General features: G+C 36.8%; 29 protein-coding genes. 23 read left to right on the forward strand and 6 right to left on the reverse strand.

Translation table 11 applies throughout. The annotated features are described in order from the left end of the window. Positions 1 to 67: 67 nt before the first annotated feature. The 3 genes from proC to AC4BC7_RS13060 are packed head-to-tail and all read right to left on the reverse strand — an operon-like array spanning position 68 to position 1,779. Entirely contained in the window at positions 68 to 898 is an 831-nt protein-coding gene (proC, locus tag AC4BC7_RS13050; RefSeq protein WP_490503048.1) for a pyrroline-5-carboxylate reductase, read from the reverse strand. Next, complete coding sequence (locus AC4BC7_RS13055; protein WP_490503049.1) at positions 861 to 1,346, reverse strand: DMT family transporter; 486 nt, start codon at positions 1,344 to 1,346, stop codon at positions 861 to 863. Before AC4BC7_RS13055 ends, proC begins: the two co-directional genes overlap by 38 nt. 7 nt (positions 1,347 to 1,353) lie before the next feature. Then, complete coding sequence (locus AC4BC7_RS13060) at positions 1,354 to 1,779, reverse strand: EamA family transporter (RefSeq protein WP_490504434.1); 426 nt, start codon at positions 1,777 to 1,779, stop codon at positions 1,354 to 1,356. A 280-nt stretch (positions 1,780 to 2,059) separates the two neighbouring features. Here AC4BC7_RS13060 and AC4BC7_RS13065 point away from each other — a divergent pair, with 280 nt between their 5' ends. The 7 genes from AC4BC7_RS13065 to rpiB all read left to right on the forward strand — a co-directional run bounded on the left by AC4BC7_RS13065 (position 2,060) and on the right by rpiB (position 9,101). Continuing rightward, the gene (locus AC4BC7_RS13065; protein ID WP_490503050.1) at positions 2,060 to 3,040 is read left to right on the forward strand and encodes an AraC family transcriptional regulator; all 981 of its coding nucleotides are present in this window, start codon (positions 2,060 to 2,062) and stop codon (positions 3,038 to 3,040) included. 277 nt (positions 3,041 to 3,317) lie between these two features. Beyond that, complete coding sequence (locus AC4BC7_RS13070) at positions 3,318 to 3,611, forward strand: PTS sugar transporter subunit IIB (RefSeq protein ID WP_016176375.1); 294 nt, start codon at positions 3,318 to 3,320, stop codon at positions 3,609 to 3,611. Between the two features lie 39 nt (positions 3,612 to 3,650). Next, positions 3,651 to 4,919: a PTS galactitol transporter subunit IIC gene (locus AC4BC7_RS13075; protein ID WP_207942292.1), complete on the forward strand. Its 1,269-nt coding sequence runs from the start codon at positions 3,651 to 3,653 to the stop codon at positions 4,917 to 4,919. 30 nt (positions 4,920 to 4,949) lie between these two features. Beyond that, a complete protein-coding gene (locus AC4BC7_RS13080) occupies positions 4,950 to 6,005 on the forward strand; it encodes a zinc-binding dehydrogenase (protein WP_016176373.1) in 1,056 nt (351 codons plus the stop codon). A 69-nt stretch (positions 6,006 to 6,074) separates the two neighbouring features. Next, complete coding sequence (locus tag AC4BC7_RS13085) at positions 6,075 to 8,150, forward strand: BglG family transcription antiterminator (RefSeq protein ID WP_490503051.1); 2,076 nt, start codon at positions 6,075 to 6,077, stop codon at positions 8,148 to 8,150. Positions 8,151 to 8,154: 4 nt separating this feature from the next. After that, entirely contained in the window at positions 8,155 to 8,625 is a 471-nt protein-coding gene (locus AC4BC7_RS13090; protein WP_207942290.1) for a PTS sugar transporter subunit IIA, read from the forward strand. A 17-nt stretch (positions 8,626 to 8,642) separates the two neighbouring features. Continuing rightward, complete coding sequence (gene rpiB, locus AC4BC7_RS13095) at positions 8,643 to 9,101, forward strand: ribose 5-phosphate isomerase B (protein WP_490503052.1); 459 nt, start codon at positions 8,643 to 8,645, stop codon at positions 9,099 to 9,101. Between the two features lie 24 nt (positions 9,102 to 9,125). Here rpiB and arr read toward each other — a convergent pair whose 3' ends face one another. Beyond that, positions 9,126 to 9,542: an NAD(+)--rifampin ADP-ribosyltransferase gene (arr, locus tag AC4BC7_RS13100; RefSeq protein ID WP_207942288.1), complete on the reverse strand. Its 417-nt coding sequence runs from the start codon at positions 9,540 to 9,542 to the stop codon at positions 9,126 to 9,128. A 184-nt stretch (positions 9,543 to 9,726) separates the two neighbouring features. Here arr and AC4BC7_RS13105 point away from each other — a divergent pair, with 184 nt between their 5' ends. The 3 genes from AC4BC7_RS13105 to AC4BC7_RS13115 all read left to right on the forward strand — a co-directional run bounded on the left by AC4BC7_RS13105 (position 9,727) and on the right by AC4BC7_RS13115 (position 12,001). After that, complete coding sequence (locus AC4BC7_RS13105) at positions 9,727 to 10,539, forward strand: YwqG family protein (protein WP_490503053.1); 813 nt, start codon at positions 9,727 to 9,729, stop codon at positions 10,537 to 10,539. Positions 10,540 to 10,607: 68 nt separating this feature from the next. Beyond that, positions 10,608 to 11,171: a helix-turn-helix domain-containing protein gene (locus AC4BC7_RS13110; RefSeq protein WP_311055572.1), complete on the forward strand. Its 564-nt coding sequence runs from the start codon at positions 10,608 to 10,610 to the stop codon at positions 11,169 to 11,171. Then, complete coding sequence (locus AC4BC7_RS13115; RefSeq protein WP_490504395.1) at positions 11,057 to 12,001, forward strand: IS3 family transposase; 945 nt, start codon at positions 11,057 to 11,059, stop codon at positions 11,999 to 12,001. Before AC4BC7_RS13110 ends, AC4BC7_RS13115 begins: the two co-directional genes overlap by 115 nt. A gap of 56 nt (positions 12,002 to 12,057) precedes the next feature. Here the strand turns inward: AC4BC7_RS13115 and AC4BC7_RS13120 are convergent, their stop codons facing one another. Together AC4BC7_RS13120 and AC4BC7_RS13125 are read right to left on the reverse strand one after the other, a co-directional pair. Then, positions 12,058 to 12,705 (reverse strand): CPBP family intramembrane glutamic endopeptidase, encoded by a 648-nt coding sequence (locus AC4BC7_RS13120; RefSeq protein WP_490503054.1) that lies wholly within the window; start codon positions 12,703 to 12,705, stop codon positions 12,058 to 12,060. A gap of 46 nt (positions 12,706 to 12,751) precedes the next feature. Further along, positions 12,752 to 13,681, reverse strand: a complete 930-nt coding sequence (locus AC4BC7_RS13125) for a LysR family transcriptional regulator (protein WP_490503055.1) — start codon at positions 13,679 to 13,681, stop codon at positions 12,752 to 12,754. Positions 13,682 to 14,001: 320 nt separating this feature from the next. On the opposite strand from AC4BC7_RS13125, the gene AC4BC7_RS13130 reads away from it, so the two are divergent. The 13 genes from AC4BC7_RS13130 to AC4BC7_RS13190 all read left to right on the forward strand — a co-directional run bounded on the left by AC4BC7_RS13130 (position 14,002) and on the right by AC4BC7_RS13190 (position 23,124). Further along, on the forward strand, positions 14,002 to 14,571 hold the full coding sequence (locus tag AC4BC7_RS13130) for an NAD(P)H-dependent oxidoreductase (protein WP_490503056.1): 570 nt from the start codon (positions 14,002 to 14,004) through the stop codon (positions 14,569 to 14,571). After that, entirely contained in the window at positions 14,553 to 15,095 is a 543-nt protein-coding gene (locus AC4BC7_RS13135; protein WP_207942284.1) for a GNAT family N-acetyltransferase, read from the forward strand. The genes AC4BC7_RS13130 and AC4BC7_RS13135 overlap by 19 nt, the downstream gene beginning before the upstream one ends. Before the next feature lie 13 nt (positions 15,096 to 15,108). Further along, on the forward strand, positions 15,109 to 15,870 hold the full coding sequence (locus AC4BC7_RS13140) for an amino acid ABC transporter permease (protein WP_207942283.1): 762 nt from the start codon (positions 15,109 to 15,111) through the stop codon (positions 15,868 to 15,870). Positions 15,871 to 15,883: 13 nt separating this feature from the next. Further along, entirely contained in the window at positions 15,884 to 16,699 is an 816-nt protein-coding gene (locus AC4BC7_RS13145; protein WP_207942282.1) for a transporter substrate-binding domain-containing protein, read from the forward strand. Between the two features lie 21 nt (positions 16,700 to 16,720). After that, the gene (locus tag AC4BC7_RS13150; RefSeq protein ID WP_490503057.1) at positions 16,721 to 17,533 is read left to right on the forward strand and encodes a transporter substrate-binding domain-containing protein; all 813 of its coding nucleotides are present in this window, start codon (positions 16,721 to 16,723) and stop codon (positions 17,531 to 17,533) included. A gap of 19 nt (positions 17,534 to 17,552) precedes the next feature. After that, positions 17,553 to 18,266 (forward strand): ABC transporter permease subunit, encoded by a 714-nt coding sequence (locus AC4BC7_RS13155; RefSeq protein WP_490503058.1) that lies wholly within the window; start codon positions 17,553 to 17,555, stop codon positions 18,264 to 18,266. Continuing rightward, positions 18,263 to 19,003: an amino acid ABC transporter ATP-binding protein gene (locus AC4BC7_RS13160; protein WP_207942279.1), complete on the forward strand. Its 741-nt coding sequence runs from the start codon at positions 18,263 to 18,265 to the stop codon at positions 19,001 to 19,003. The genes AC4BC7_RS13155 and AC4BC7_RS13160 overlap by 4 nt, the downstream gene beginning before the upstream one ends. A gap of 13 nt (positions 19,004 to 19,016) precedes the next feature. Continuing rightward, on the forward strand, positions 19,017 to 20,009 hold the full coding sequence (locus AC4BC7_RS13165) for an MsnO8 family LLM class oxidoreductase (RefSeq protein WP_490503059.1): 993 nt from the start codon (positions 19,017 to 19,019) through the stop codon (positions 20,007 to 20,009). 4 nt (positions 20,010 to 20,013) lie between these two features. Beyond that, positions 20,014 to 20,298: a glutaredoxin family protein gene (locus tag AC4BC7_RS13170; protein WP_207942277.1), complete on the forward strand. Its 285-nt coding sequence runs from the start codon at positions 20,014 to 20,016 to the stop codon at positions 20,296 to 20,298. 3 nt (positions 20,299 to 20,301) lie between these two features. Then, positions 20,302 to 21,597 (forward strand): LLM class flavin-dependent oxidoreductase, encoded by a 1,296-nt coding sequence (locus AC4BC7_RS13175; RefSeq protein ID WP_207942276.1) that lies wholly within the window; start codon positions 20,302 to 20,304, stop codon positions 21,595 to 21,597. A 78-nt stretch (positions 21,598 to 21,675) separates the two neighbouring features. Continuing rightward, on the forward strand, positions 21,676 to 22,299 hold the full coding sequence (locus AC4BC7_RS13180; RefSeq protein ID WP_490503060.1) for an HAD family hydrolase: 624 nt from the start codon (positions 21,676 to 21,678) through the stop codon (positions 22,297 to 22,299). Between the two features lie 18 nt (positions 22,300 to 22,317). Then, positions 22,318 to 22,656, forward strand: a complete 339-nt coding sequence (locus tag AC4BC7_RS13185) for a hypothetical protein (RefSeq protein ID WP_490503061.1) — start codon at positions 22,318 to 22,320, stop codon at positions 22,654 to 22,656. A 93-nt stretch (positions 22,657 to 22,749) separates the two neighbouring features. Continuing rightward, positions 22,750 to 23,124 carry a hypothetical protein gene (locus AC4BC7_RS13190; protein ID WP_490503062.1) on the forward strand — a complete coding sequence of 125 codons (375 nt, stop codon included), beginning with the start codon at positions 22,750 to 22,752 and terminating at the stop codon, positions 23,122 to 23,124. Positions 23,125 to 23,158 lie beyond the last annotated feature (34 nt).

Consider the following 23,158-nt stretch of genomic DNA (forward strand, 5'->3'; position numbering starts at 1 on the left):
TTTAGGGGTCACTACAATCCACTCAAGGCTTTTTATTGGGGAAGATTCGTGTATTAAAAACGAGGAACTATTTTTTTGCTTGATTCATTAAGTCTAAATCTTTTTCGATTGTTGCATCAATACCTTTGATAACTGTTGAAATAAAGGCATTGTTTTCTAATTCGACTAAACCAGCGACAGTAGTTCCACCAGGTGAGCAGACGCGATCAATTAAGGTCCAAGGATTTTCTTTTGATTCTTCAATCATTTTGGCACTACCTAAAACAGCTTGTGTAGCAATTTCTAAAGCAATGTCTTTTGGCAAGCCATTTTTAACGCCGGCACGAGCAATTGAATCAATGAATAGGTACGCATAGGCTGGTGAACTTCCTGCTAGGGCAGTGAAATTTGAGAAATTCTTTTCTTCTAATTCCCAAGCGCGACCAATTTTATTAAACATGTCAACGATTAACGAAACATCTTCTTTGGATGCAAACGGATTACCACAAACAGCTGCGGCTCCTTCGCCAACCATGGCATTAACGTTTGGCATCACGCGGACAACTTTAACAGGTTGATCTGTTTCAAAAATATCATAAATTGCTTCAGTTGTTGTACCTGCAGCAATAGAAACCAGCAAAGGTTGTTTTTCTAAAATACCTTCTTTAGCATTTAATAATGCTGTGCGTACAATATTTGGTTTCACTGCTAACACTAAGACATCTACGTTTATGATGACTTCTTCTGGTGAGTTCATTGCATGTGCACCTAATGTACCCGCAAATTGTTGTACTTTTTCGGTTAAAATATCGAATAAATAAATTTGTGAACCAGAAACAAATTCTTTTGCGACAATTCCTTCAACAATGGCAGAGGCCATATTACCGACACCGATAAATCCAATTTTTAAATCTTTCATTATTGACACTCCCTAATTTAGTTTGTTGTAGTTCTTTTTTATGTTTATGTGGTGAATAGTTCATCATAATAATTGATAAGCAAACTAATGCTAAACCAACTAATAATGGTGTGGTGAATTTTTCACCTAAGATAACAGATAGAATACTACCTGAAATTGGCATAATAAACTTATAAACAGATAACTCGCTTAAGTTTGCGTATTGCGCACACCAGTACCATAAGCTAAATGGAATCGCTGATGCTGCAGCTAAAATAATTAGTAACGTAATTCCTAGTGGTGTCCAAGTGATAATGCTTAAATCACCACCCATGAATAATCCAATGAGTAATAAAGCAAAACCACCAATGACTAAGTTCCAACCAGTCATGACAAATGAGTTTAAGGTAGAACCTAATTTTTTTGCTAGCATTGTTGCAAAGGCTGCTAATAATCCATAGATTAACATGAAACCTTCACCAGTGAAAGAGAAAGAAAATAAATCTACATCCTTTAATTTGTGAAATCGTCAATCCAGCAAAACCAATAATCAATGCGACGGTTTTTTTGGTTGTTAATTTGTCATTCCTATAAGCAAAATGCGCCAAAATCACAGCAAAGAAAATAGTTGATTGTGCTAAAATTGTTGAATTGATGGTTGAGCTGATAGTAACATTACCGATGTTAAAGAAGAAATGAGCAGCAGTCGTTGAGACAAGTCCCATCAATACGACATCAACCCATTGTTTTTTTGTTACTTTAAAGATATTTTGTCCGATACACATAGCAAAGACTAAAGTCATTAAACCTGCTAAGATAAAACGGATACTGATGACAGATAACATTTGTCTCATGTAGTGGTCGCCTAAAAGTGCGCAATCAATTTCTAACTCGGCATTCATCACTTTAATTATTTTAAACAGTGCACCCCAAATGACGTTGGTTAAAATGGCTGCGGCAGTTATCACAGCAGCGGAGGGGCAATTGCTTTTTTCTTGTCCATTATCAATTCATCGCTTTAATATAATTTTTTAAATAATGGATACCATTCATTTTAATGTGCCTGTATTCACAATATAAAAGATAGATTTCTTTGTAATTACATGTTATATTCTACATGGAAAATTTGTGAAAAAAATAGCTGAACGAAAGAAAAAAGTGTTCTTTTCAAAGGTGGTTAGGATGTATCAATTTAGTTACGAACAACATCAGAAGTTTTATGAGTTTTTGGAGCAATTGGATTGCTATATTTCTTCGGAAGCAGGAATGATAGCAGAATTACATGAGTTTAAAGAGAATTCTCAACGAAATATTGCTGCCTTAGTTTGTCAAAATACCCAAGAAAAATTAAGTTTTCCGGCACCTTATCTGCGGATTTTGTATGTGTTGGAAGGGGAAGTTAAGATATTAATTGATGGGAAGGAATTGGTTTTAGGCGCTGGTGGGATGATTTTATCCAATCGGTTTACGACAATTGCCTATGAGGAGTTGCAAGCAGGGACCTGCATTGTTGGTTTTTATTTTAAACCTGAATATTTTACTGAGTCTTTGTTAAATCAGTTAGCGGAAGAACCGTTATTGTATCGTTTTTTGATTGAATCATTAAAATCAGAAGATACGATTGGTCGTTATTACGTTTTTGAATTTAGTGCCTTAGATGATGTGCATTTCTATAGTATGCTATTGTTAAAACAAGTAGTGAAAATGCGTTATAAAGACAATAAAGTTACACGTGCCGCCTTTTTATTATTGATGGTTGAAGTTAGTCAATTGGCTGAAAAGTCCTTGCGTTTAAATGATTCCTTTATTTCTTCAACGATTTTAATATCAGAAATGTTGAATGTAATAGAAAATAATTTGAAAGATATCACGTTAGAAAAACTAGCGAGACAATTTAATTTTCATCCCAATTATTTATCAAGTTTGATAAAAAAAGAAACGGGCAAATCATTCAAAGAACATCTTTTGACCATGCGATTAGAAACGGCAGCTTATTATTTACGCAATACCAAATTACCTATTCAAAAAATCAGTGAAGAAATTGGGTATCAAGATCGAGCATTCTTCTTTCGTATTTTTAAAAAATATTACGAAAAGACACCCGGACAATATCGAAGTAAATTTCAATCCGTACAAATTTTCGATTCTAAAGAAAACAATTAGTGAAAAAATATTCAATTGAAAAAGGAGTATTCTCTTTGCGTGAAGAGGGTACTTCTTTTACGTAAGGACGGATTTAAAAGTTGTGATTTGTACAACTGAATGGTGGGTTAGAAGAAGATTAGACTCATGTTGCACAACGAGCAGAAGAAAAGTGAGTCTTGAAAGCGATTGTTGTGTAAGCGTTTGTAACGTATAGTAAGACTTGTAAAAAATAACAAATATACAGTGAGATTCAAAATAGTTGTTTTTACATAAAAAGTATATTGGAGGAATTAAGATGAAAAAAGTACGAGTTTTGATTGCATGTGGTGCAGGAATTGCAACGTCAACGGTAGTGGTAAAAAAAGTAGAAGATTTATTTGCAGAGCATCATATTCCCTGTGAAATTCAGCAAATTAAAATTTCGGAAGCAGTAGGAAAGCAAGAGAATGCAGACATGCTCATCTCGACGACTATGCTTCCAACACAGTATAAAATTCCGGCGATTCAAGCAATGGCCTTTCTTACAGGTATTGGGACAGAAAAAGTAGAAGATAAAATTATCACCATCGCAAAAGAAATTCTGGCATAGTTTGATTATTATTATTTATAGAATGGAGAGGTCTTATTAATGGATACATTGATGAATATTGTACAGAGTGTCTTGAATATGGGTGCAAGTGTAATGTTACCAATCATTATTTTTATTCTAGGTGTCGTTTTTAAAGTGAAACCTACCAAAGCATTGCTTTCGGGAATTACGGTAGGAATCGGCATGATTGGAATTAATTTAGTGATTAATCTTTTAACGACGAGCGTAGGTCCAGCTGCTCAAGCAATGGTTGAACGTTTTGGGTTAAATTTAACGGTGATTGATGGTGGTTGGCCGGCTATTGCCGCTGGAACTTGGGCACAGCCTATCTCAGCCTTGATGATTCCCATTATTTTAGTGGTTAATTTGATAATGTTAGCATTGAATTGGACCAAAACGTTAAATATTGATATTTGGAATTATTGGCATATGTCGGCAGCCGCAGCAACTGTTTATATTGTGACTGGAAATTTAATTCTAGGTGTGATTGCGGGGATTGCATATACCGTATTTGTACAAATTTTAGCAGACAAAACGGCGCCTGCTGTCCAAGAATATTATGGCCTTGAAGGGATTGCTTTTTCAACTGGGTCAACAGCCGGTTATGCTGTATTGGGAATTCCGATTGGCTGGGTGATTAGTCGAATTCCAGGTATTCGTGACATTGATGTTAACCCAGAGACCATTCAAAAACGTTTCGGCATTTTCGGTGAGCCAATGGTTATGGGTATCTTAATTGGTGGAGTATTGGCAGCTTTAGGTGGGTATGATATTTCAGGTATTTTGCAAATGGGAATGACGATGGGTGCCGTTATGTTATTAATGCCACGGATGGTAAAAATTTTAATGGAAGGTTTAATTCCTATCCAAGAAGGCGCGCAAAAATTATTGAAAGATCGCTATGGAGACCGTGAAATTTTCCTAGGAATGGATGCGGCGTTAGCAACTGGTTCACCATCAGCTTTAGCTACAGGTTTATTAATGGTACCAATCACGCTATTTTTAGCAGTTATCTTACCAGGAAATCGCGTGTTACCATTTGGAGACTTAGCAACAATTCCATTTTTCGTAGGAATGATTGTTCCAAGTCGCAAAGGAAACATTTTGCATTCTGTTTTAACGTGTACAGTTGTAATGGTATTTGCTTTATTAATGGCGACAGATTATGCACCAGTTTTAACACAAATGGCAGAGGGTGTGGTAGCCTTTCCAGAAGGTGCTGCCCAAATTAGTAATTTTGACACCGGTGGAAATATTTTAAACTGGATTTTCTTAAAATTAGCACAATTATGGAATGGTATTTTCTAAAAAAACGATAAGTTAGAAAGGCTGAAAACAATGACAACGGATAAAATGTTAGGTGTAACTAAAACGGCACCTGGATACGATCAAATGGCACTCTTAGAAGTAGATATTCCGTCTCCTGCAGCGGATGAATTATTAGTGAAAGTTGCTTATACAGGGATTTGTGGTTCAGATATACACACATTTAAAGGCGAATATAACAATCCTACAACACCGGTGATTTTAGGACATGAATTTTCTGGTCAAGTGGTGGAAGTGGGAGCAGACGTGACAAAATTTGTCCCAAATGATCGAGTGACGAGTCAAACGACTTTTTATGTATGCAATGAATGTGAATATTGCGCAAAAGAGCAATATAATTTATGCCCCCACCGCAAAGGTATCGGTACACAACAAAATGGCTCAATGGCTAATTATTTATTAGTAAAGGAAAAATATGCGCATAAGTTACCGGACTCTTTAAGCTATAAGGGTGCCGCAATGACTGAACCGTTAGCATGTTGCGTCCACGCCATGTATCAAAAAAGTCATTTGGATTTACATGATACGATTTTAATTATTGGTCCTGGTCCGATTGGTTTGTATTTAGTTCAAATTGCAAAAGAAATTGGTTCTAAAGTTATTGTGACAGGCATTACCAGAGATGAACATCGGTTGGCGTTAGCACAAAAAATGGGTGCTGATGTGATTGTAAATACAGAAAAAGAAGACTTAAAAGAAGTTGTTTTACAAGAAACCGATGAGTTAGGTGTAGATAAAATTTACGATGCTTCTGGTGCGGTAGGTGCCATTAATTATGCGTTACCGTTAATTCGAAAAGGCGGCGAGTTCATTCAAGTAGGTTTGTTCAAAAATAAAATGAATGAATTAGATTTAGAAACAATTATCCAAAGAGAAATTAACTACGTAGGTAGCCGTTCTCAAAATCCCTATGATTGGCCAGTAGCATTGCATTTACTTGCAAAAGGTTCTATTCATATTGATGAAATGATTACCAAAGAATTTGTGTTAGCAGATTGGCGCAAAGCATTTGAAAGTGTCATGTCTGGGGATGAAATTAAAGTGATGATTAAGTCCAATGACTTTTAATTGAGGAGATAGGCAGCGTGATTCGTCCGCTGTCTACTCTTTAAAGATAAGGGTAAAAAGAGGTATATCATGGAATTAGACGTACGAACAAATGAATTATTTATGGAGATATTGAATCATCCTAATGAAACAAGTGGAACATTAGGCAAACGCTTGGGTTTAACACGGGCGCAAATAAACTATTCGTTTAAAAAACTGAACGAATATTTAGCCGATTTACAATTAGAAGCAATTCATCGAACGCCCAATGGCCACTTTGTTGTTCCGCGAACAGTTAACGAGCAGTTTAATGATTTGCATCAGCGTAAACAAATTGATATTTATTTGGCACCAGAGGAACGGATGCATTTAATCACATTGATGTTATTATCAAAAACTGATTTTTTATCAATGAATCATTTTATTGTTGAACTAAATGTGAGTAAAAATACCGTAGTTAGAGATTTAAAAGAGTTAGGTGCACTCTTAGCTAAACAAGGGTTTAAATTAGAATATTTACGCTCAAAAGGCTATCGTATTAAAGCAACTGAATGGCAACGTCGACAGTTGTTATTGGAAACAATTAATCAAATTTATTTGTTTGATACAGATGGCACATTGTTGCTCCAATTTGCGGATATTAATGAAGCGAGTTTAGCCAACTATCAAGCGAAAGTCGAAGCTGTTGAACAATCTCTAAATATTCGCTACTCCGATAACAATATCAAAAATTTACCGGTGTTCACTTTGTTGTTGCATCGACGTGTGAAACGCAAAAAAACGATTCGTTACGATGTCGAATTAGATTTCTCAGAATTACAAGAAACACAAGAATACAATGTCATCAAAGAAATATTTTTTGATGGTGCGCTTGCTACAGCTGATTTTAATGATGTGATTTACTTTACGTTATTATTTCTATCAACGAATTTGACGCAAATCGACATTTTATCTGCTAAGGAGTTGCGGCAACTAGAATTAGCTGTCACAAAGGTCATTCAAAACTTTGAGAAAACAGCCCATGTAACCATTGTAGATAAAGAAGAGTTGCTACAGCGAGTGATGATACACATGCGTCCAGCTTATTATCGGATTAAATATCAAATGCACTTAAATGAAGTGGACATCGAACGACAAAAAAATATGGGTGTTTCTTCGGTGTTTTATTTAGTGAAACAATCCTTAGAACCATTGGAACAATTTTTTTCAAAACAGTTACCAGAAACGGAAATCTTTTATTTGGCTTTGTTTTTTGGTGGGCATTTATTAGAACATGAGAGTGTGCTTGCAAAGGAAGAACGCAAAACGGCCATCATTGTTTGTACGAATGGCATTTCGGTTTCATTGATGCTAGAAAGAAATTTGACGGGGCTTTTCCCCGAAATTGATTTTATCGCCACGCTATCGGCTAGAGAATTTTATGAGAAAAATATTGAAGCAGAATATGTTTTTTCTTCGGTACCTTTAGAAACGGACAAACGGTTTTATTTAGTGAAGGATTTTCTAACCGATGAGGGTAAATTACAGCTTAGAAAGCAAGTAATGAATGATACGTTAGTTGGAATGGATGATTTTGCTTTAGCTGAAAAAATTGTCAAAAAAGTTAAAAAAAATACCAAAGTATTAGATGAAGAAGCGTTATTTTTAGATGTTTTAAATGTGTTAAAAGAAAATGTGGCAAAAAATGAAAAAATCAAAGACCGCGTGATTCATTTCGACCAGTTAATTCCATCTAAAAGTATATTAATTGAAGAAAATCAGGTGACTTGGCATGAAGCGCTAGACGCGTTAAGTCAACCACTCATTTCTGAAAAAATAATCACACCACAGTATTTAACGGCATTAAAACAAGAGATGGCAGAGATACCGCCGTATATGGTTTTTCGCAATCGATTGGCCTTGCCACATACTGAACCAGAAAAAGGCGCGCTGGGAGTAGCTATGAGTTTTGGTATCTTTAAAGAAGGACTTGTTACTGAGACAGGTGAACGGATACATATTGTCGTATTATTAGCTTCCAATGATAAAGAAAAGCATATAGATGCGCTCTTAGAATTAATGGATTTATCCGGAAGAGACGATTATATTTCAAAATTAGTAGAATGTCAGACGGCAGCACAAGCCTATAAAATTCTACATTCCTATCGAATCAACTATTGGGGGTAAAAAAATGGCAGAAAAAGTAACAGATTATTTAAAGAATGCACCGATTTTATTAGGTGATGAATTTGAAAACCGCGAATTTGTGTTTACTAAAGTAACGGAACAAACGCTTGAAAAAGGTTGGGTGACGGAACAATTCTTACAGAAAATTATTGAGCGTGAACAGGTTTTTCCAACAGGTTTGCACCAAGGTTCCTTTGGGATTGCAATTCCTCATACAGATCCGGAATGTATTGTAGAAGAGTTTATTTCCTTGGTCGTTCCTAAAAAGCCAGTTACTTTTCAACGGATGGACGACATTAATTTATCTGTAGGCGCTGATTTCATCTTTATCTTAGGCTTGAATCAACCGCATCAGCAATTAGCGATGCTGCAACAATTAATGGAGTTAATTCAAAATACTACCTTACTTCAAGCATTATCGAAACAAACGGAAGCCCAAGACATCATTACCTTACTTGAAGAAAATGGCTATTAAAAGAAAGGAATAAGAAAATGAAAATCGCAATTGGAAATGATCACGGTGGCTTTGAACTGAAAAAAGCAATTGTTGTCTTTTTAAAAGAACACAACATTGAAGTCATTGATGTCGGCACACATAAGCTATTAGAATCTGGAGATTATCCAGATTTTGCCGAAATGGTCGCCGAAAAAGTGGCTAAGAATGAAGTAGACAGTGGGATTTTAATTTGTGGAACAGGGATTGGCGTTAGCATTACCGCCAACAAAATAGCAGGTGTCCGTGCTGCGGTGGTTGGCGATGTCTTTTCCGCACAAGCCACCAAAGAACACAATCATGCCAATGTTTTGTGCCTAGGGCAACGCGTAATCGGTGAAGGCTTGGCACTGATGATTGTGGATACTTGGTTGAAGACAGAATGTTCGATGGATGAACGTCATTTACGTAGAATTGAGAAAATTCATTTGATTGAAAGACGCAAACAGAAAAATTGATTAAAAAAGAAGAATTCTTCTTTTTTAATCAATAATTTCAGCTGTACCGTCAGCTTGCATTTGTTTTAAATGAGCTTTTGTTTGAGCAATCATTTCATCAGTATGGCGTTCCCATGTTGCCAGTTCTCCAATGATTTTTAATGGTTCTTTCGAGCGGTAAGAGCGTGTGGGGTTCCCAGGAAAACGTTTGTCAGTTAGATTGGGATCATTTTCAAATTCACCTAAAGGTTCCACTAAATAGATTCGTTCTTTTCCAGAACCAATGGCCAATTCCGCGCCCCATTTGGCAGCTTCTAAAGTACCTGTAAAATAGATATAATTAGAAATTCGTCCGACTTCATAGTTGGAATGATGTTGCGGTTTAAGGCAATCACCTAGTTGCAAGACAGCTTTTGTCCCATGCAAAAAGGGTCCACGATCTAACACATTATCAGTTGTCATAAACGTACCTCCGATTGTTATTTGGAAGTCTATCTTATGCTATTTTCGGTGAAAGAACCAGTCTATAATTGTCGACCAAAGTGTAGTATAATAAAGGTGAGGGAACCGCCAGCGTGTCGGTTCCCGTTTTTGTTTGCTAAATAAAAACTTCCTCGTTACAATGAAAGAAAAGCGAGGTGTTAACATGAAATCATTAAGAGAACTATTTCCAAATGATGACATATATCAGGCGATGCAACAAACAGAAGTAGCTGCGTTGGCTTTTTCTTTTAAAAATGCGGGACCGTTATCTTTAACAACGAGTAAAGCAGGTGGTGTGGGTTATTTTCCAAAAGAGTTGGCTTATCCAACAAATTTAGCAGGTCAACCGTTATCTTTATTAGCCCAAATCAATTTTGAAGAAATGCCGCACTTAGCAGAATATCCGAAAAAGGGAATTTTAGCATTTTATATTGATTTATTCGATGATCTGATGGGATTGGATTTTGATAACCCGACCAATAATACGGGGTTTAGAGTTGTTTATTTTGAAGACATCATAAAAAAAAGTTATACCAGAGAAGAAATGGATGACATTTTTGCAGAATTCCCTAAAGAAGATGACTATCGTGTAGTGAATGGTGAATTTCAAATGCTTGGGACAATCGAACCTCGCTATTTAGTGACAGATAGTTATTCTTTTGAAAAAGTATATGGCACGCATTTTTATAAGTATATGGAAACGCACTTTGGCGATGCTGCCGATGATGTGAGCGATGCCATTTATGAGAATCTCGCAATTGCTGGGGCACTAATGGGAGGCTATCCGTTCTTCACACAAGAAGACCCCCGTAACTACGCTGAAAATGTCACACATACTGAATTATTGTTCCAGTTAGACACGGATGAGATTGGGATTATGTGGGGCGACTCGGGTATAGGTAATTTCTTTATTTCGAAAGAAGATTTAGCCAATCGAAATTTTACCAATGTTCTTTACAATTGGGATTGTTATTAACAAAAAGAGCGACTTGGTACCGACCCCCGAAAGTTAGAGTAATAAATCTAACTTTCGGGGGTATTTTTATGGCTAAATATAGTGAAGAATTTAAAATAAAGCTTGTTACGGAGTATTTGGATGGAAATATTGGTTATAAATTATTGGCGAAGAAATACAATATGCCTTCTGCAACACCATTACAAAATTGGGTAAGAGCTTATAAAACACAAGGGATGGAGGGATTAAAACGAAGAAAAAGGAAGGAAGTATATCCTGTTCAATTTAAATTAAATACGATACAATTTATGTTAGACACAGGTGCTTCTTATCAGGAAACGACTGAACAATTCGGATTAAATAATCCTTCATTAATTTATCGTTGGATGAAAGATTTTAATTCTCAAGGGATAGAAGGCTTGAAACCAAAATCAAAGGAGCGACCTTCTATGACTAAGAAACTAAATAAACAAACGAAAAAGGAAGAAAACAAGTTCACACGTGAAACGGAGTTAGAACGAGAGAATGAACTACTGAGATTAGAAATTGCCTATTTAAAAAAGCTGAGAGCTTTTCGGGAAAATCCGAATGTCTTACTCGAAAAGCGCAAGCAAAATGGGCATTCGAACTTAAAGAAGAAGGGTTCCGATTAAAGGATATTATCCTAGTTGTGGGAATTCCCGAAGCAACCTATCACTATCATGTCAAGAACTTCGGAAAAGAAGATCTGGATATCGAACTAAAAGAACGCATTACTCACCTATTTAAGGCGTTTTATGAACGTTATGGATATAAACGGATTACAGACGAGTTAAAGAAATTAGGATACTGTATTAATCATAAAAAGGTGTATCGCATTATGCGAGAGCTAGGATTAAAGTGTGTAAAATTCATGCGAAAATCCCGTAAATACAATTCATATAAAGGAACTACTGGAAAAATAGTGAAGAATCGATTGTCACGTCGGTTTAGTACACCTATCCCATTTCAGAAACTAGTAACTGACATTACGGAATTCAAATGTCTAGGGGAAGAAAAGTTGTATTTAAACCCTATTCTTGACCTATATAATGGAGAAGTGATTGCGTTTGGAATTAAGAAACGCCCAACATTAGATTTAGTCATGGAGCCACTAAATGAAACAATAGAGATAATAAAGAATCACGCAACCTACCGTACAACTATCCATTCGGATCAAGGTTGGCATTACCAACATAATAAATGGGTAAAAACATTAAATAAAAACAATGTATTCCAGAGTATGTCACGTAAAGCAACGTGTGCAGACAATGCTTCGATGGAGAATTTCTTTGGCATATTAAAACAAGAAATGTATTATGGAGAGAAACTAGTCAGTTATGAAGAATTAAAACGACGAATTAAAGAATACATCTACTGGTATAACCACGTACGATCAAAAGTAAAATTGGCTGGACTGAGTCCGGTCGAATACCGAATTCAATCCAGCCAATCAGCTGCATAATAAAAACTCTAACTTTTAGGGGTCGCCACCCTTGCGTGTAGCGAGTCGCTCTTTTTTTATAGAAATAGCAGCATCGTAATGACTGCAATAGTATTATTCACAAAATGAAAAATAATTGAAGCAATAATATTGCGGTCGTATTTCCAATAAAGCCAAGTTAATAGTAGTGAAAGTGGAAGGTATAAAAAGATGTCAACCACTTGTAATGTGTGTAATAAGGTGAAAATAGCCACAGAAAGAATGGTTAAAAAAATCACTTTTGGCCGATTGTTTTTATCGACATATCCCATAATTGCTTGCCGAAAAACAAGTTCTTCGACGATGGGGGCATAGATAGCTATAACTAAGAACGTAGCAATCATCGGAATATTTTGTGATAGTTCATTTAACATTTCCTGATTTTGGCCAATTTGATTAGTATCCATAAAAAGATCCAAAATGAAATAGGTGATCGTACGAATAAGACCTAGCAATAGAAAATAACCGATACAAGAAAGTAAAAATTTTCCCAGATGCACTTGTTGCGTGAAGCGCTGAAAGTCTAAACGCAATTGTTTTCCAAATAATAGTAAAGCGAATACTAATAAAAAAAGAGAGGAGCCAACTGAAAACCACTCAATGGATAAAAAAGTTCCTAAGAATGCTGGCAATACGAGCATGACAATAAAATAACTGACAAATAAAATACGTGAACGCTGTTTCATAAGCACACAACCTTTAACGTTTTCTTTTATGATAACATAAGGTCCTTTATTTTGTGTGGTTACGCAAGATTTTTGGATAGTGTAAGTCTTGTCCACGGTTTTCAAATGCTTCGATAATCCGTTGAATCATTGATAAGGTAATGCTATCATAGTCAGTTTTATTTGAAGGCGTCAATAAACCAATTGGTGGATGAATCGGCAAGTTTTTGATGGGAATGACTTTCGTTCCACTAAATACTTCTGAATGCGCTGTGGCAGTAAAAATCGAAACGCCCAAATTTTCACGGACATAATATTTGTGTGACAAGCTAGTCGTTACTTCCATTTTTTTATATTGATCGCCAATACTGCGACGTAAATACTGCTCGATTTGAATCCGAATCGGGCAGTTTTCTGGTGTAAATAAGAAGGTTTCATTTTTTAATTCTTTTAACGACACCACTTTTCGATGAGCAAGTGGATGCTGTTCTGAAACCAATAAATTTAAGTCGTCATAGAAAAAAGGTTCATAATAATGGTCCAACATTAAATTGGGTGCGCCACAGATAGCAAAATCAATGATGCCATCTTGGAGTGCTTGACTACAAGCGTTGGCATCAGCCACTTGTACATGAATCGTAACGGTTGGATGTGCAGCATTAAATGACTTGATGACTTGCGGCATAATTAAGCTAGCAGTCGGATCTGAAATACCTAAAACTAAAGAACGTGGCGTTTCGTTATGTAATTGTTCCGCCAACTGATCCAATGCGTCATATTGTGCTAGAAGTGCTTGGGCTTTTTCATAAAAAAGAGTACCAGCAGGGGTTAATTGTAACGTTTTGCCCCGTTCGAATAAGGGGATTTTTAGTTCGGCTTCTAATTGTTTGATGCGCATAGAGATAGTTGGTTGTGAATATTGTAAAATTTCAGCAGCTTTTTGGAAACTGCCGGTTTTAACGATAACTGCAAATGTCTGGATTTCTCGTATGTCCATAAATTGCCCTCTTTCTAGTGTATTTTCTACAGTATAAAGAGAGTTTGTGTAATCAACAATCTTATTGTTTTAGGTATATAGTTTTTTTATATCACGTGAAAGAGGACGTTGGATTTTAAAAATAAAGGTGAAAATAAAAAGAACGTAGTTGTTTGAAAGCTTGATTTATCAAGCTTTTTTGTTGTTTTTACACATGAATGTTTTTTCATTCATTAGTTTTTTTGATACGTTAGATTACTTTTTTTTATTTGTAACTGTGTTTTTTATCCCTTATAGTTTAGAAACAAATTTCACTAAACAATCAGGAAAGAGGGATAAACATGACGAAAGTTACACTCATTGTCGGTGCCAATTCAATGTCTTCTAGATTAAATGGCTTGGTAGAATATACGCAAAAAGTATTGTTTGACTATAAAATACAAACGCAGGTGATTCAAGTAAACATGTTGCCGCATCAAGCGTTATTGACTGCTGATGTCATGGATAGCACTCTTCAATCATATAACGAAAAAATTGCAGCTAGTGAGGGTGTTTTAGTTTTTACTCCAATTTTTAAAGGCAGTTATTCAGGAATTTTGAAAACCTATTTAGACGTATTGCCACAAAAAGCATTAGCAAATAAAGTCGTTTACGCATTAGGGCTGGGAGGGTCGCATCATCATTTGTTGGCGTTACAATACGCCTTAGAACCAGTTTTAAAAGAATTAGGAACAGAAGAGCTCTTGCAATCAACCTATGTTGTCCAAGAGCAAGTCACAAAAGATGATATTAATGGTTTTCTAGTTAGTGATGTGGTTAAACAACGTATCAATCAACAATTAGAACAATTTTATACTCGGATTGAAGCAAAACAGCTAAAGGAGGAACCACGATGGGAAAAGATCGTTTAAGAATTGCTACCAAAGAAGATGCACCGGCTTTTTTAGAATTGATTCAAGAATCCTTTCAAGAAGTGAAAGATTATGGCATTGATTGGCCGTCCACTAACGCCACTTTAGAAAGCGTCATTGAAAATATTGAAACTGGTATTGCACTTGTGTTAGAGCGCGAAGGTCGTTTAATTTCTACCATCACTGTTCGCCAACCGTGGGAAAATGAAACACCGATTTCCAATTATCCCTTTCTTTGGTGGTTTGCTACGGCAGATGAATTAAAAGGACAAGGCATTGGCAAAAAGTTTATCAAACAAGTTGAAGAAGAATTTTTAGTCAAAATTTTGAAAGCACCGGCTTATGTGATTGGGACATCGGGTAGAAAGCATCCGTGGTTGTTAGATATGTATCTAAGAAATGGTTATCAAATTTTAACAACGCGTGAAGATGAAGATGATACAGGTGTGGCTCTTTATAAAGTATTAATCCCTGAAAAATTTGACGAAAATATTTTACGAATACCTGAAGTAGTTACGCATTAAGGAGGAGAACGTGATGTCAGACTTTTTTAAATGGGAATATGTAGTTTCATTTTTTCCAAAAATTTTATCAGCGCTACCTATAACCTTACTCATTGTGGTGGTTGCTTCGATGATTGGCATGTTGCTAGGGTTGCTCATCGCGTTTCTTCGAATTGAAAAGGTACCAGTTCTCTCACAAATTAGTCGTGTATTTGTTTCATTTATTCGAGGAACGCCGATTTTAGTGCAACTGTTTTTAGTCTTTTATGGCTTGCCGATTCTGTTCCCAAGTTTAGCTAATTTGAACAAAATTGACTACGTATATATTACGTATGGATTAAATACTGCGGCTTTTTTCTCAGAGATTTTTCGTTCATCGATTTTAAGCGTGCCAGTTTCACAAAAAGAAGCAGCGGCATCGGTGGGATTGACGAAAATTCAAACGTATTGGCGAATTATTTTACCGCAAGCGGTTCGTATTGCATTACCTGCAACGGGAACGATGATTGTTAACTTATTACAAGACACTTCATTAGCCTTCTCATTGGGTGTCATTGATGTAATTGGGAAAGTTCGGGCGTTAGGTGCGTTAACCTATCATTCATTAGAAGGATATTTCATTGCGGCAATTATCTTTGTCGTTTTAAGTATTATTCTTGAACAACTCTTTGCTTGGTTAGGCCGACGTTATCAATTTCAATCCAAAAAAGTAACGCAATCCAAACCAATTGTAACGTTTCAGCCACTAATTAAACAAGTTAAACAAGAAAAAAAATTACCGAAAGTTGTTCGTTGAAAAGGAGAAAATTATGAAAAAAATAACTAATAAATGGGTTGTTTCATTTGGAATTGTTGGAGCACTACTTTTAAGTGCTTGTGGGAATCAATCAGATGCAACAGAAACTTCAAAAAATCCCGATGCAGAAACAATCGTTGTGGGGACAGGAAATGTTTATCAACCATTTGTATATTTAGATGAAAATAATGAATTGCAAGGCTACGATGTTGAGATTTTAAAAGCGATTGATGAAAAACTCGATCAATATAATTTTGAATACGAATCAATGGACTTCAAAAATATTTTAACCTCACTTTCAGCTGGAAAGGTTCGTTTAGCAGCACATCAATATGAATACAATGATGAACGTGCTGCAAACTACCTCTATGGTGAAGTTGGTTATACCGATTATACCTTGTACATTGTGCATGATGGAGGACAAAACGCCACCTATCAATCACTAGATGATTTAGTTGGTAAAAAAGTATTTGCTTCACCAGGGGGTAATGTCGCGTATTTACTTGAAAAATATAATAAGGAGCATGACGATAAAATTGAGATTATCTATAATGAAGCTTCCAGTGAAGTGTTTGTAAAAGGGTTACAAAACGGTACAGCAGATGCGGCCGTTTTAACGAAATATGATACCAATAAATACAACGAACAATTTAATGCCGATTTACAGATTTCTGGAGAGCCTATCAATGTTTCTAAAACATATTTCTTATATGAAAAAGGCGATGAAGAATTAAAAGAAGCGGTAGATGGTGCGTTGCAAGAATTAATTGATGAAGGAACCTTATCGAAATTATCCATTGATATTTTAGGAGATGACTATACGAAATAATAATTACTGAGGAGGCATAGAATGAAAAAACAAAAGTGGTTGATCTCATTAGGAATTGTCGGAGCACTCTTTTTAGGGGCATGTGGAAATAAGGCAGATTCATCAGAAAAAACAGGAGCAGATGAAGATGCTGAAACGGTTATTGTTGGTACAGGAAATGTCTATCAACCATTTGTATATTTAGATGAAAATAATGAGTTGCAAGGCTATGATGTCGAGGTGTTAAAAGCGGTCGATGAAAAATTACCTCAGTATGCCTTTGAATTTGAATCGATGGATTTTAAAAATATTTTAACTTCGCTTTCTGCAAATAAAGTTCGTTTGGCTGCACATAATTATGCGTACAATGATGAACGAGGAGAAAAATATCTTTATGGCGAGGTTGCGTATAATACGTATGCTCATCACATTGTCAATGATGAAAGTACTGGTGCAGCTTACGAATCACTGGCTGATTTAGAAGGGAAAAAGGTGTTTGCTTCACCAGGCAGTGAAGTAGCCTATATTTTAGAAACGTATAACAAAGAGCACAATCAAGCGATTGAGATTATTTATAACGAAGCAGCTAGTGAGGTATTGGTTAAAGGTTTGCAAAATGGCACAGCCGATGCAGCAATTTTAACGAAATTCGATACCAATAAATACAATGAACAATTTAATGCTAACTTGCAAGCATCGAATAAAGCACTTAAGAGTGCGGGGATCTTTTTCATCTTCCAAAAAGGCGATGAAGAGTTACAACAAGCTGTAGATGGTGCGTTAGAAGAATTAATTGATGAAGGAACCTTGTCACAACTATCGATTGATATTTTTGGTGACGACTATACAAAATAAAGAAAGTAGGTAGAAGGAAATGAAAATAGATATTAATGCGATCATCACAGCTTTTAAAGCAGCAATTCCTTATATTCCGGTCACGCTACGTCTGGCACTGGTTCCTTTATTGATTGGAACAGCAGTGGGATTGATTATCGCTTTAATTCGATTTTACCGTCTGCCTATTTTAGCGAAAATTTTCTCTGGAATAATTACGGTAGGTAAAGGGATTCCGATTGTGTTGAGCTTAATTGTGGCGTATTTAGTTTTTTCCGATGCGTTTGACAGTATTTCTCAAGCACTTGGTTGGTCACTACAATTTAAAGACATTAATCGGGAATATATCGCAATGTTTGTCCTGAGCTTGTACGCAAGTATCGGTTTGTCAGAAATTTTTCGTGGGGCTTTAACAAGTATTCCTCAAGATCAATGGGACGCAGCCGCATCGATTGGGCTCACGCAAGTTCAAACGATTCGTCGGGTAGTCTTACCCCAAATGGTTCCGATTGTGCTACCGATGATTTGTAGTCAATTAATTGTCTTAATTAAAGCATCCGCATTGGTTTCTCTAGTATCGGTCGTCGATGTTTTAAATGGCGCACTAATTACTTCAACCACTAGCTATACTTTTTTAGAATCATATATCGCAGCAGCACTGATTTATTGGGGCTTATCGATACTTATTGAACAGCTATCAGGATTTTTTGAACGCCACTACGCACGCAAATTTGTAAGGGGGACTTTCGTATGATTAAGATACAAAATATTCATAAAAAATTTGGACAAAATGAAATTCTGAAAGGGGTCGACCTTACGATTGAAGCAGGTGAGGTGGTCGTGATTATTGGTCCCAGTGGTTCAGGTAAAACGACCTTTTTACGATGCTTGAATTTTTTAGAACGTGCTGACCAAGGCACACTTCAAATTGGTGAGACTACCGCTGATTTTAAACAAGCAACGAAAAAACAAATTTTAGCTATTCGCAAAAAAACAGCCATGGTTTTTCAGCAGTATGCTTTATTTTTTAATCGGACTGCTTTAGAAAATGTGATTGAAGGGCTAGTGATTGCTCGTAAAACACCTAAAAAAGAAGCAACTGAAAAAGGCAAAGCATTGCTAGAAAAAGTGGGTTTAGCAGGGAAAGAAAATCATTATCCGCATGAATTATCAGGTGGACAACAACAGCGTGTGGGAATTGCCCGCGCCTTGGCTTTAAATCCAGAAGTAATCTTATTTGATGAACCAACTTCGGCACTTGATCCAGAATTAGTTGGCGAAACACTGGATGTCATCAAACAAGTAGCGAACGAAGGCAGTACGTTAGTGATTGTTACGCATGAGATGCAATTCGCTTATGAAATTGCCGATAGGGTCATTTTTATGGAAAATGGTGTGATTGTTGAACAAGGAACACCGCAAGAAGTATTTGATTATACAAAAGAACAACGGACAAAAAACTTTTTAGCAAGGACTGCCGTTTACCATTAAAGGAGGGAAAGAAATGTGGATAAAATTAAGTTTGTTGGATCAAAGTATCGTTTATGAAGGGGAAACGGCGACATCGACCTTAGCCAAGACAGTAGCTTTTGCGCAAAAAGCGGATGCCCTCGGTTTTGATACGTTTTTTGTTTCAGAACATCATTTGATTAAAGAGCTAGCTGGTGCGTCACCAGAAGTTTTGATTGGCTATCTCTTAGCGAGCACTAAAAAAATTAAAGTCGGCGCAGCAGGTATTATGTTGCAGCATTATGTTCCTTTTAAAGTGGCAGAGTCTTTTAGTGTGTTGCATCATCTAGCGCCTGAACGGGTGGTCTTAGGTATAGGTAAAGCCCAAGGAGGCAAAGACGAAGCTGTGGAGGTTTTACAACGAGACTTTATCAAACCAGCACCTAGTTTTGAAGAGAAGTTTGCTGAACTAGCACATTTTATCCGCAATGATTTTCCTGAAGGACATCCTTATGCAACACCCGAATACACGTTGGAACCCCAAATTCAAGAAAAACTAGCCATCGAATTATTAGGTGGAAGTCAAGAAAGTGCTGAACTGGCCACGCAAGAACAAGCAGGTCTTATTTATCCATACTTTGGCAATGCTGACGAAGAGGCTTTGGCTAAAACTCGCCAAGCATACCAAGCAAAAGAAACGTTTAAAATTGCGGTAGTGGTCTATATTACCGAGGATGAAACAGAAGCTGCCGAGTATCTAGAAAAGCAAGCTTCGTATACGGTTGTTTTTAATACAGGGAAACGTCTTAATTTTGCTGATCAAGCAACAGCTGAGGAATATGCTCAGCAACATCAAGCAGAAGAAGCGCAAGTGATTCAGCGACAAGTCGGAGCTTTTGTAGGTAGCGCGGCACAAGTCAAAGCAGATTTACTAGATTTTTCAGAACGTTTTAACACCGAGCATTTTGTGATTCATACGCCAGGTGTACCTTATGATAAAAAACATGAAATCATTCAAGCTTTAGCGAATGAATTAAAAGGAGAGTAAGAAAATGACGCAAACAAATCAAGAAGCATCGATTATTTTATGGGCAAAAGATGGTTGCCATTATTGCCAAGAAATCAAAGACTTTTTCCAAGAAAAAAAATTAGCATATCAAGTAATTGATGTGACACAACAAGATAATTTTCGTGATATTTTGTTTGCGAAATACGGCATTCGCTATGTTCCTGTAGTTGAGGTTGCTTCAGCGGGTAGTCACGTTTACCGAGGGATTACTGACCTTGGTTTAGAGCATGTTGTCAATGGTTTACGTGAAGCAGAGATTGGGGTGTAGGGTATGAGTAAAAGAACAATTCATTTTGGCAGTATTCTGCATGGCGTTGGCGGTACAACAGACGGCTGGCGCCATCCAGAAGTCGATGAAACGGCTAGTACTAATTTTGATTTTTATAAAGCACGAACTAAATTAGCTGAGAAAGGGTTATTTGATTTTGTATTTATTGCGGATGGATTGTACATATCAGAAAAATCAATTCCGCATTTTTTAAATCGCTTTGAACCGATTACGTTATTATCTTCGTTAGCTGCGATTACGGAAAATATCGGTTTAGTCGGAACTTTTTCTTCTACGTATACTGATCCGTTTACGTTGGCACGCCAACTAATGTCTTTGGATCATTTAAGTAACGGTCGTGCTGGCTGGAATTTGGTGACTTCACCTCAAGCAGGCGTTGCTAAAAATTACAATAATCGAGAATTACCACCACACGACGAGCGCTATAAAATCGCCCAAGAACATTTAGATGTGGTTCGTGGGTTATGGCGTTCATGGGAAGCCGATGCGTTTCCACGAAATAAAGAAACGGGTGAATACTTTGATCCAAGTAAATTACATCGCTTAAATTATGAAGGCGATTATTACCAAGTAGCCGGTCCGTTGAACATTAGTCGCTCAAAGCAAGGTGAGCCGTTAATTTTTCAAGCGGGTTCTTCAGAAAATGGCCGAGCGTTTGCTGCAGGGAATGCCGAGGCAATTTTTACCCATAGTAGCTCGTTAGAAGAAACCAAAGCTTTTTATGATGATGTAAAAAAACGTGCACAAGCTGCGGGTAAAAATCCAGATTATGTAAAAATTTATCCAGGAATTAATCCGTTGGTTGCCGATTCATTAGAAGAGGCAGAAGCGAAATATCAAGAATTTGCTAGTTTGATTCCAATCGAAAATGCTGTTCGTTACCTAGCACGTTATTTTGACGATTACGATTTTAGTTCGTATGATTTGGATGCGCCGTTCCCTGAATTAGGCGACATCGGAAAAAATGCCTTCCGTAGTACAACGGATTATATTAAGCAACGCGCGAAAGACAACAATCAAACTTTGCGTCAGGTTGCGCTAGAACAAGCTGTACCACGACCAAATTTCATCGGAACACCCACAGATGTAGCAGATGAAATCCAACGCTGGTTTGAAGCAGAGGCAATTGATGGTTTTATTATTGGGAGTGATATTCCAGGTTCATTTGAACGTTTTATCAATGAAGTGATTCCAATTCTACAAGAGCGTGGTATTTATCGCAAAGCCTATGCGGGTAGTACCTTACGTGAAAATATTGGAGTGCCGATTGTTAAATAAAAAATTACGTTTCCTTTTACAGGAAGCGTCTTTTTTTTTGCAAGGATGGTACACTAACAGGGAAAGGTGGTTGATAGTATGAAAAAATGGGTATTTTTTGATGTTGGTTTTACATTAATTGATGAAACACGTTGTTATGAGGAACACGTCACACAATGCACCCAACAATTAGCATTGATGGGCATTCACGTTACTCCTGAAGAATATTACGGTCAAATGATTCAAGCGTCCAAATTAGGAAAAAAACCAATTAAAACGGTTTGGGAACGTTATACTGAATTAGCCAAACCTGAGTGGTCGTATACCGGCGAAAAGCGATATCCAGACACGATTCCTACTTTAGAACAATTAGCCTCTCGCTATCATTTGGGAATTATTGCTAATCAAGGAACAGGGTTGGTTGAGCGATTAGTTGCCCATGACATTGCGCATTATTTTGATTTGATTATTTCATCAGCTGAAATTGGCATGAAAAAACCTTCCCCTGATATTTTTACCTATGCTCTTCAGCAAGCGCACGTCTCTGCTCAGGAATGCCTATACATCGGCGATCGTTGTGACAATGATATTATTCCAGCCAAAAAATTAGGGTTTACCACGATTCGGGTGCGCCAAGGTCTGGGACAGTATCAACCAGAAAACGAGCTATTTCACTCCGATTATACAGTTAGTCAATTATCTGAATTACTTGAAATTTTATAAAGGAAAGGATGAAAAAAGATGAGTGTATCGATTTATTATACGTGTAAACGAGCACAACCGTTAACTGTCACAGAACAAGCAACTAGTGCCGCGATTATTGAACGATACAATACCAATTTCCAACGGCAAGAGCTTGCCGAATCATTTTGTGTCTATGAAAATCCAACCGCTGACACGATATTTGAAGGTGCCACCAAGTTACCTTTCGTTGATGACTATGAATTAATTGAAGTAACCTTGGCGTATTGGCTTGCTTGTTTAACAGAAATTCGTCAGCAAATTTCCGGAAACTGGCAGGTGCATGTGGATGATATCGATGTCGTTTGGCAAGACCAGCGTTGGCAAATGCCTATATAATTCCTGCTAGAGATGTAGAAGCTTTTCCATAGTGCGACCGATGTTTCATTGCTATTTTTTTCGTACACTTTTGTTATAGAGGAGTGGATGAAAATGAATAAACAAAATTGGACGTTAATTTTGGGGTTAGGCGCTTTGGCGCTAATTCGCCCATTTTTTAGTATAGTGGGCATTTCTGAATTGTTAGGTAAACCCTTGGTAAGCATAGGGACAACCATTTTAATTACGGTTATTTGGGTGTTGGTTGCACAAAAAACCGCTGATCCAATTATCACATTAGGGGTAACGGGTGTGACATATGGGGTGTTAGCTATTCTTTTAAGTGCCGTGTTATCGCCTATGTTATTAGGGCAGGTACAAGGGCCGATTCTCAGCATCTATTCAATCATTAGTGTACTTATGACTAATTTGATTTGGGGATTAGTTGCCGGTATCATTGCTAAAATTCTGCAATCAATTCGTCGTTGATTGGTTTAGACTATAAATGAAAAGAGGCTGTGAT

The organism is Enterococcus sp. AMC1623 (assembly GCF_058216495.1).

Excerpts from the sequence above, each read along its gene's own strand:
- proC (WP_490503048.1), bottom strand. The coding sequence starts at position 898 with ATGAAAGATTTAAAAATTGGATTTATCGGTGTCGGTAATATGGCCTCT.
- AC4BC7_RS13055 (WP_490503049.1), bottom strand. The coding sequence starts at position 1,346 with ATGTTAATCTATGGATTATTAGCAGCCTTTGCAACAATGCTAGCAAAA.
- AC4BC7_RS13060 (WP_490504434.1), bottom strand. The coding sequence starts at position 1,779 with ATGAATGCCGAGTTAGAAATTGATTGCGCACTTTTAGGCGACCACTAC.
- AC4BC7_RS13065 (WP_490503050.1), top strand. The coding sequence starts at position 2,060 with ATGTATCAATTTAGTTACGAACAACATCAGAAGTTTTATGAGTTTTTG.
- AC4BC7_RS13070 (WP_016176375.1), top strand. The coding sequence starts at position 3,318 with ATGAAAAAAGTACGAGTTTTGATTGCATGTGGTGCAGGAATTGCAACG.
- AC4BC7_RS13075 (WP_207942292.1), top strand. The coding sequence starts at position 3,651 with ATGGATACATTGATGAATATTGTACAGAGTGTCTTGAATATGGGTGCA.
- AC4BC7_RS13080 (WP_016176373.1), top strand. The coding sequence starts at position 4,950 with ATGACAACGGATAAAATGTTAGGTGTAACTAAAACGGCACCTGGATAC.
- AC4BC7_RS13085 (WP_490503051.1), top strand. The coding sequence starts at position 6,075 with ATGGAATTAGACGTACGAACAAATGAATTATTTATGGAGATATTGAAT.
- AC4BC7_RS13090 (WP_207942290.1), top strand. The coding sequence starts at position 8,155 with ATGGCAGAAAAAGTAACAGATTATTTAAAGAATGCACCGATTTTATTA.
- rpiB (WP_490503052.1), top strand. The coding sequence starts at position 8,643 with ATGAAAATCGCAATTGGAAATGATCACGGTGGCTTTGAACTGAAAAAA.
- arr (WP_207942288.1), bottom strand. The coding sequence starts at position 9,542 with ATGACAACTGATAATGTGTTAGATCGTGGACCCTTTTTGCATGGGACA.
- AC4BC7_RS13105 (WP_490503053.1), top strand. The coding sequence starts at position 9,727 with ATGAAATCATTAAGAGAACTATTTCCAAATGATGACATATATCAGGCG.
- AC4BC7_RS13110 (WP_311055572.1), top strand. The coding sequence starts at position 10,608 with ATGGCTAAATATAGTGAAGAATTTAAAATAAAGCTTGTTACGGAGTAT.
- AC4BC7_RS13120 (WP_490503054.1), bottom strand. The coding sequence starts at position 12,705 with ATGAAACAGCGTTCACGTATTTTATTTGTCAGTTATTTTATTGTCATG.
- AC4BC7_RS13125 (WP_490503055.1), bottom strand. The coding sequence starts at position 13,681 with ATGGACATACGAGAAATCCAGACATTTGCAGTTATCGTTAAAACCGGC.
- AC4BC7_RS13130 (WP_490503056.1), top strand. The coding sequence starts at position 14,002 with ATGACGAAAGTTACACTCATTGTCGGTGCCAATTCAATGTCTTCTAGA.
- AC4BC7_RS13135 (WP_207942284.1), top strand. The coding sequence starts at position 14,553 with ATGGGAAAAGATCGTTTAAGAATTGCTACCAAAGAAGATGCACCGGCT.
- AC4BC7_RS13140 (WP_207942283.1), top strand. The coding sequence starts at position 15,109 with ATGTCAGACTTTTTTAAATGGGAATATGTAGTTTCATTTTTTCCAAAA.
- AC4BC7_RS13145 (WP_207942282.1), top strand. The coding sequence starts at position 15,884 with ATGAAAAAAATAACTAATAAATGGGTTGTTTCATTTGGAATTGTTGGA.
- AC4BC7_RS13150 (WP_490503057.1), top strand. The coding sequence starts at position 16,721 with ATGAAAAAACAAAAGTGGTTGATCTCATTAGGAATTGTCGGAGCACTC.
- AC4BC7_RS13155 (WP_490503058.1), top strand. The coding sequence starts at position 17,553 with ATGAAAATAGATATTAATGCGATCATCACAGCTTTTAAAGCAGCAATT.
- AC4BC7_RS13160 (WP_207942279.1), top strand. The coding sequence starts at position 18,263 with ATGATTAAGATACAAAATATTCATAAAAAATTTGGACAAAATGAAATT.
- AC4BC7_RS13165 (WP_490503059.1), top strand. The coding sequence starts at position 19,017 with ATGTGGATAAAATTAAGTTTGTTGGATCAAAGTATCGTTTATGAAGGG.
- AC4BC7_RS13170 (WP_207942277.1), top strand. The coding sequence starts at position 20,014 with ATGACGCAAACAAATCAAGAAGCATCGATTATTTTATGGGCAAAAGAT.
- AC4BC7_RS13175 (WP_207942276.1), top strand. The coding sequence starts at position 20,302 with ATGAGTAAAAGAACAATTCATTTTGGCAGTATTCTGCATGGCGTTGGC.
- AC4BC7_RS13180 (WP_490503060.1), top strand. The coding sequence starts at position 21,676 with ATGAAAAAATGGGTATTTTTTGATGTTGGTTTTACATTAATTGATGAA.
- AC4BC7_RS13185 (WP_490503061.1), top strand. The coding sequence starts at position 22,318 with ATGAGTGTATCGATTTATTATACGTGTAAACGAGCACAACCGTTAACT.
- AC4BC7_RS13190 (WP_490503062.1), top strand. The coding sequence starts at position 22,750 with ATGAATAAACAAAATTGGACGTTAATTTTGGGGTTAGGCGCTTTGGCG.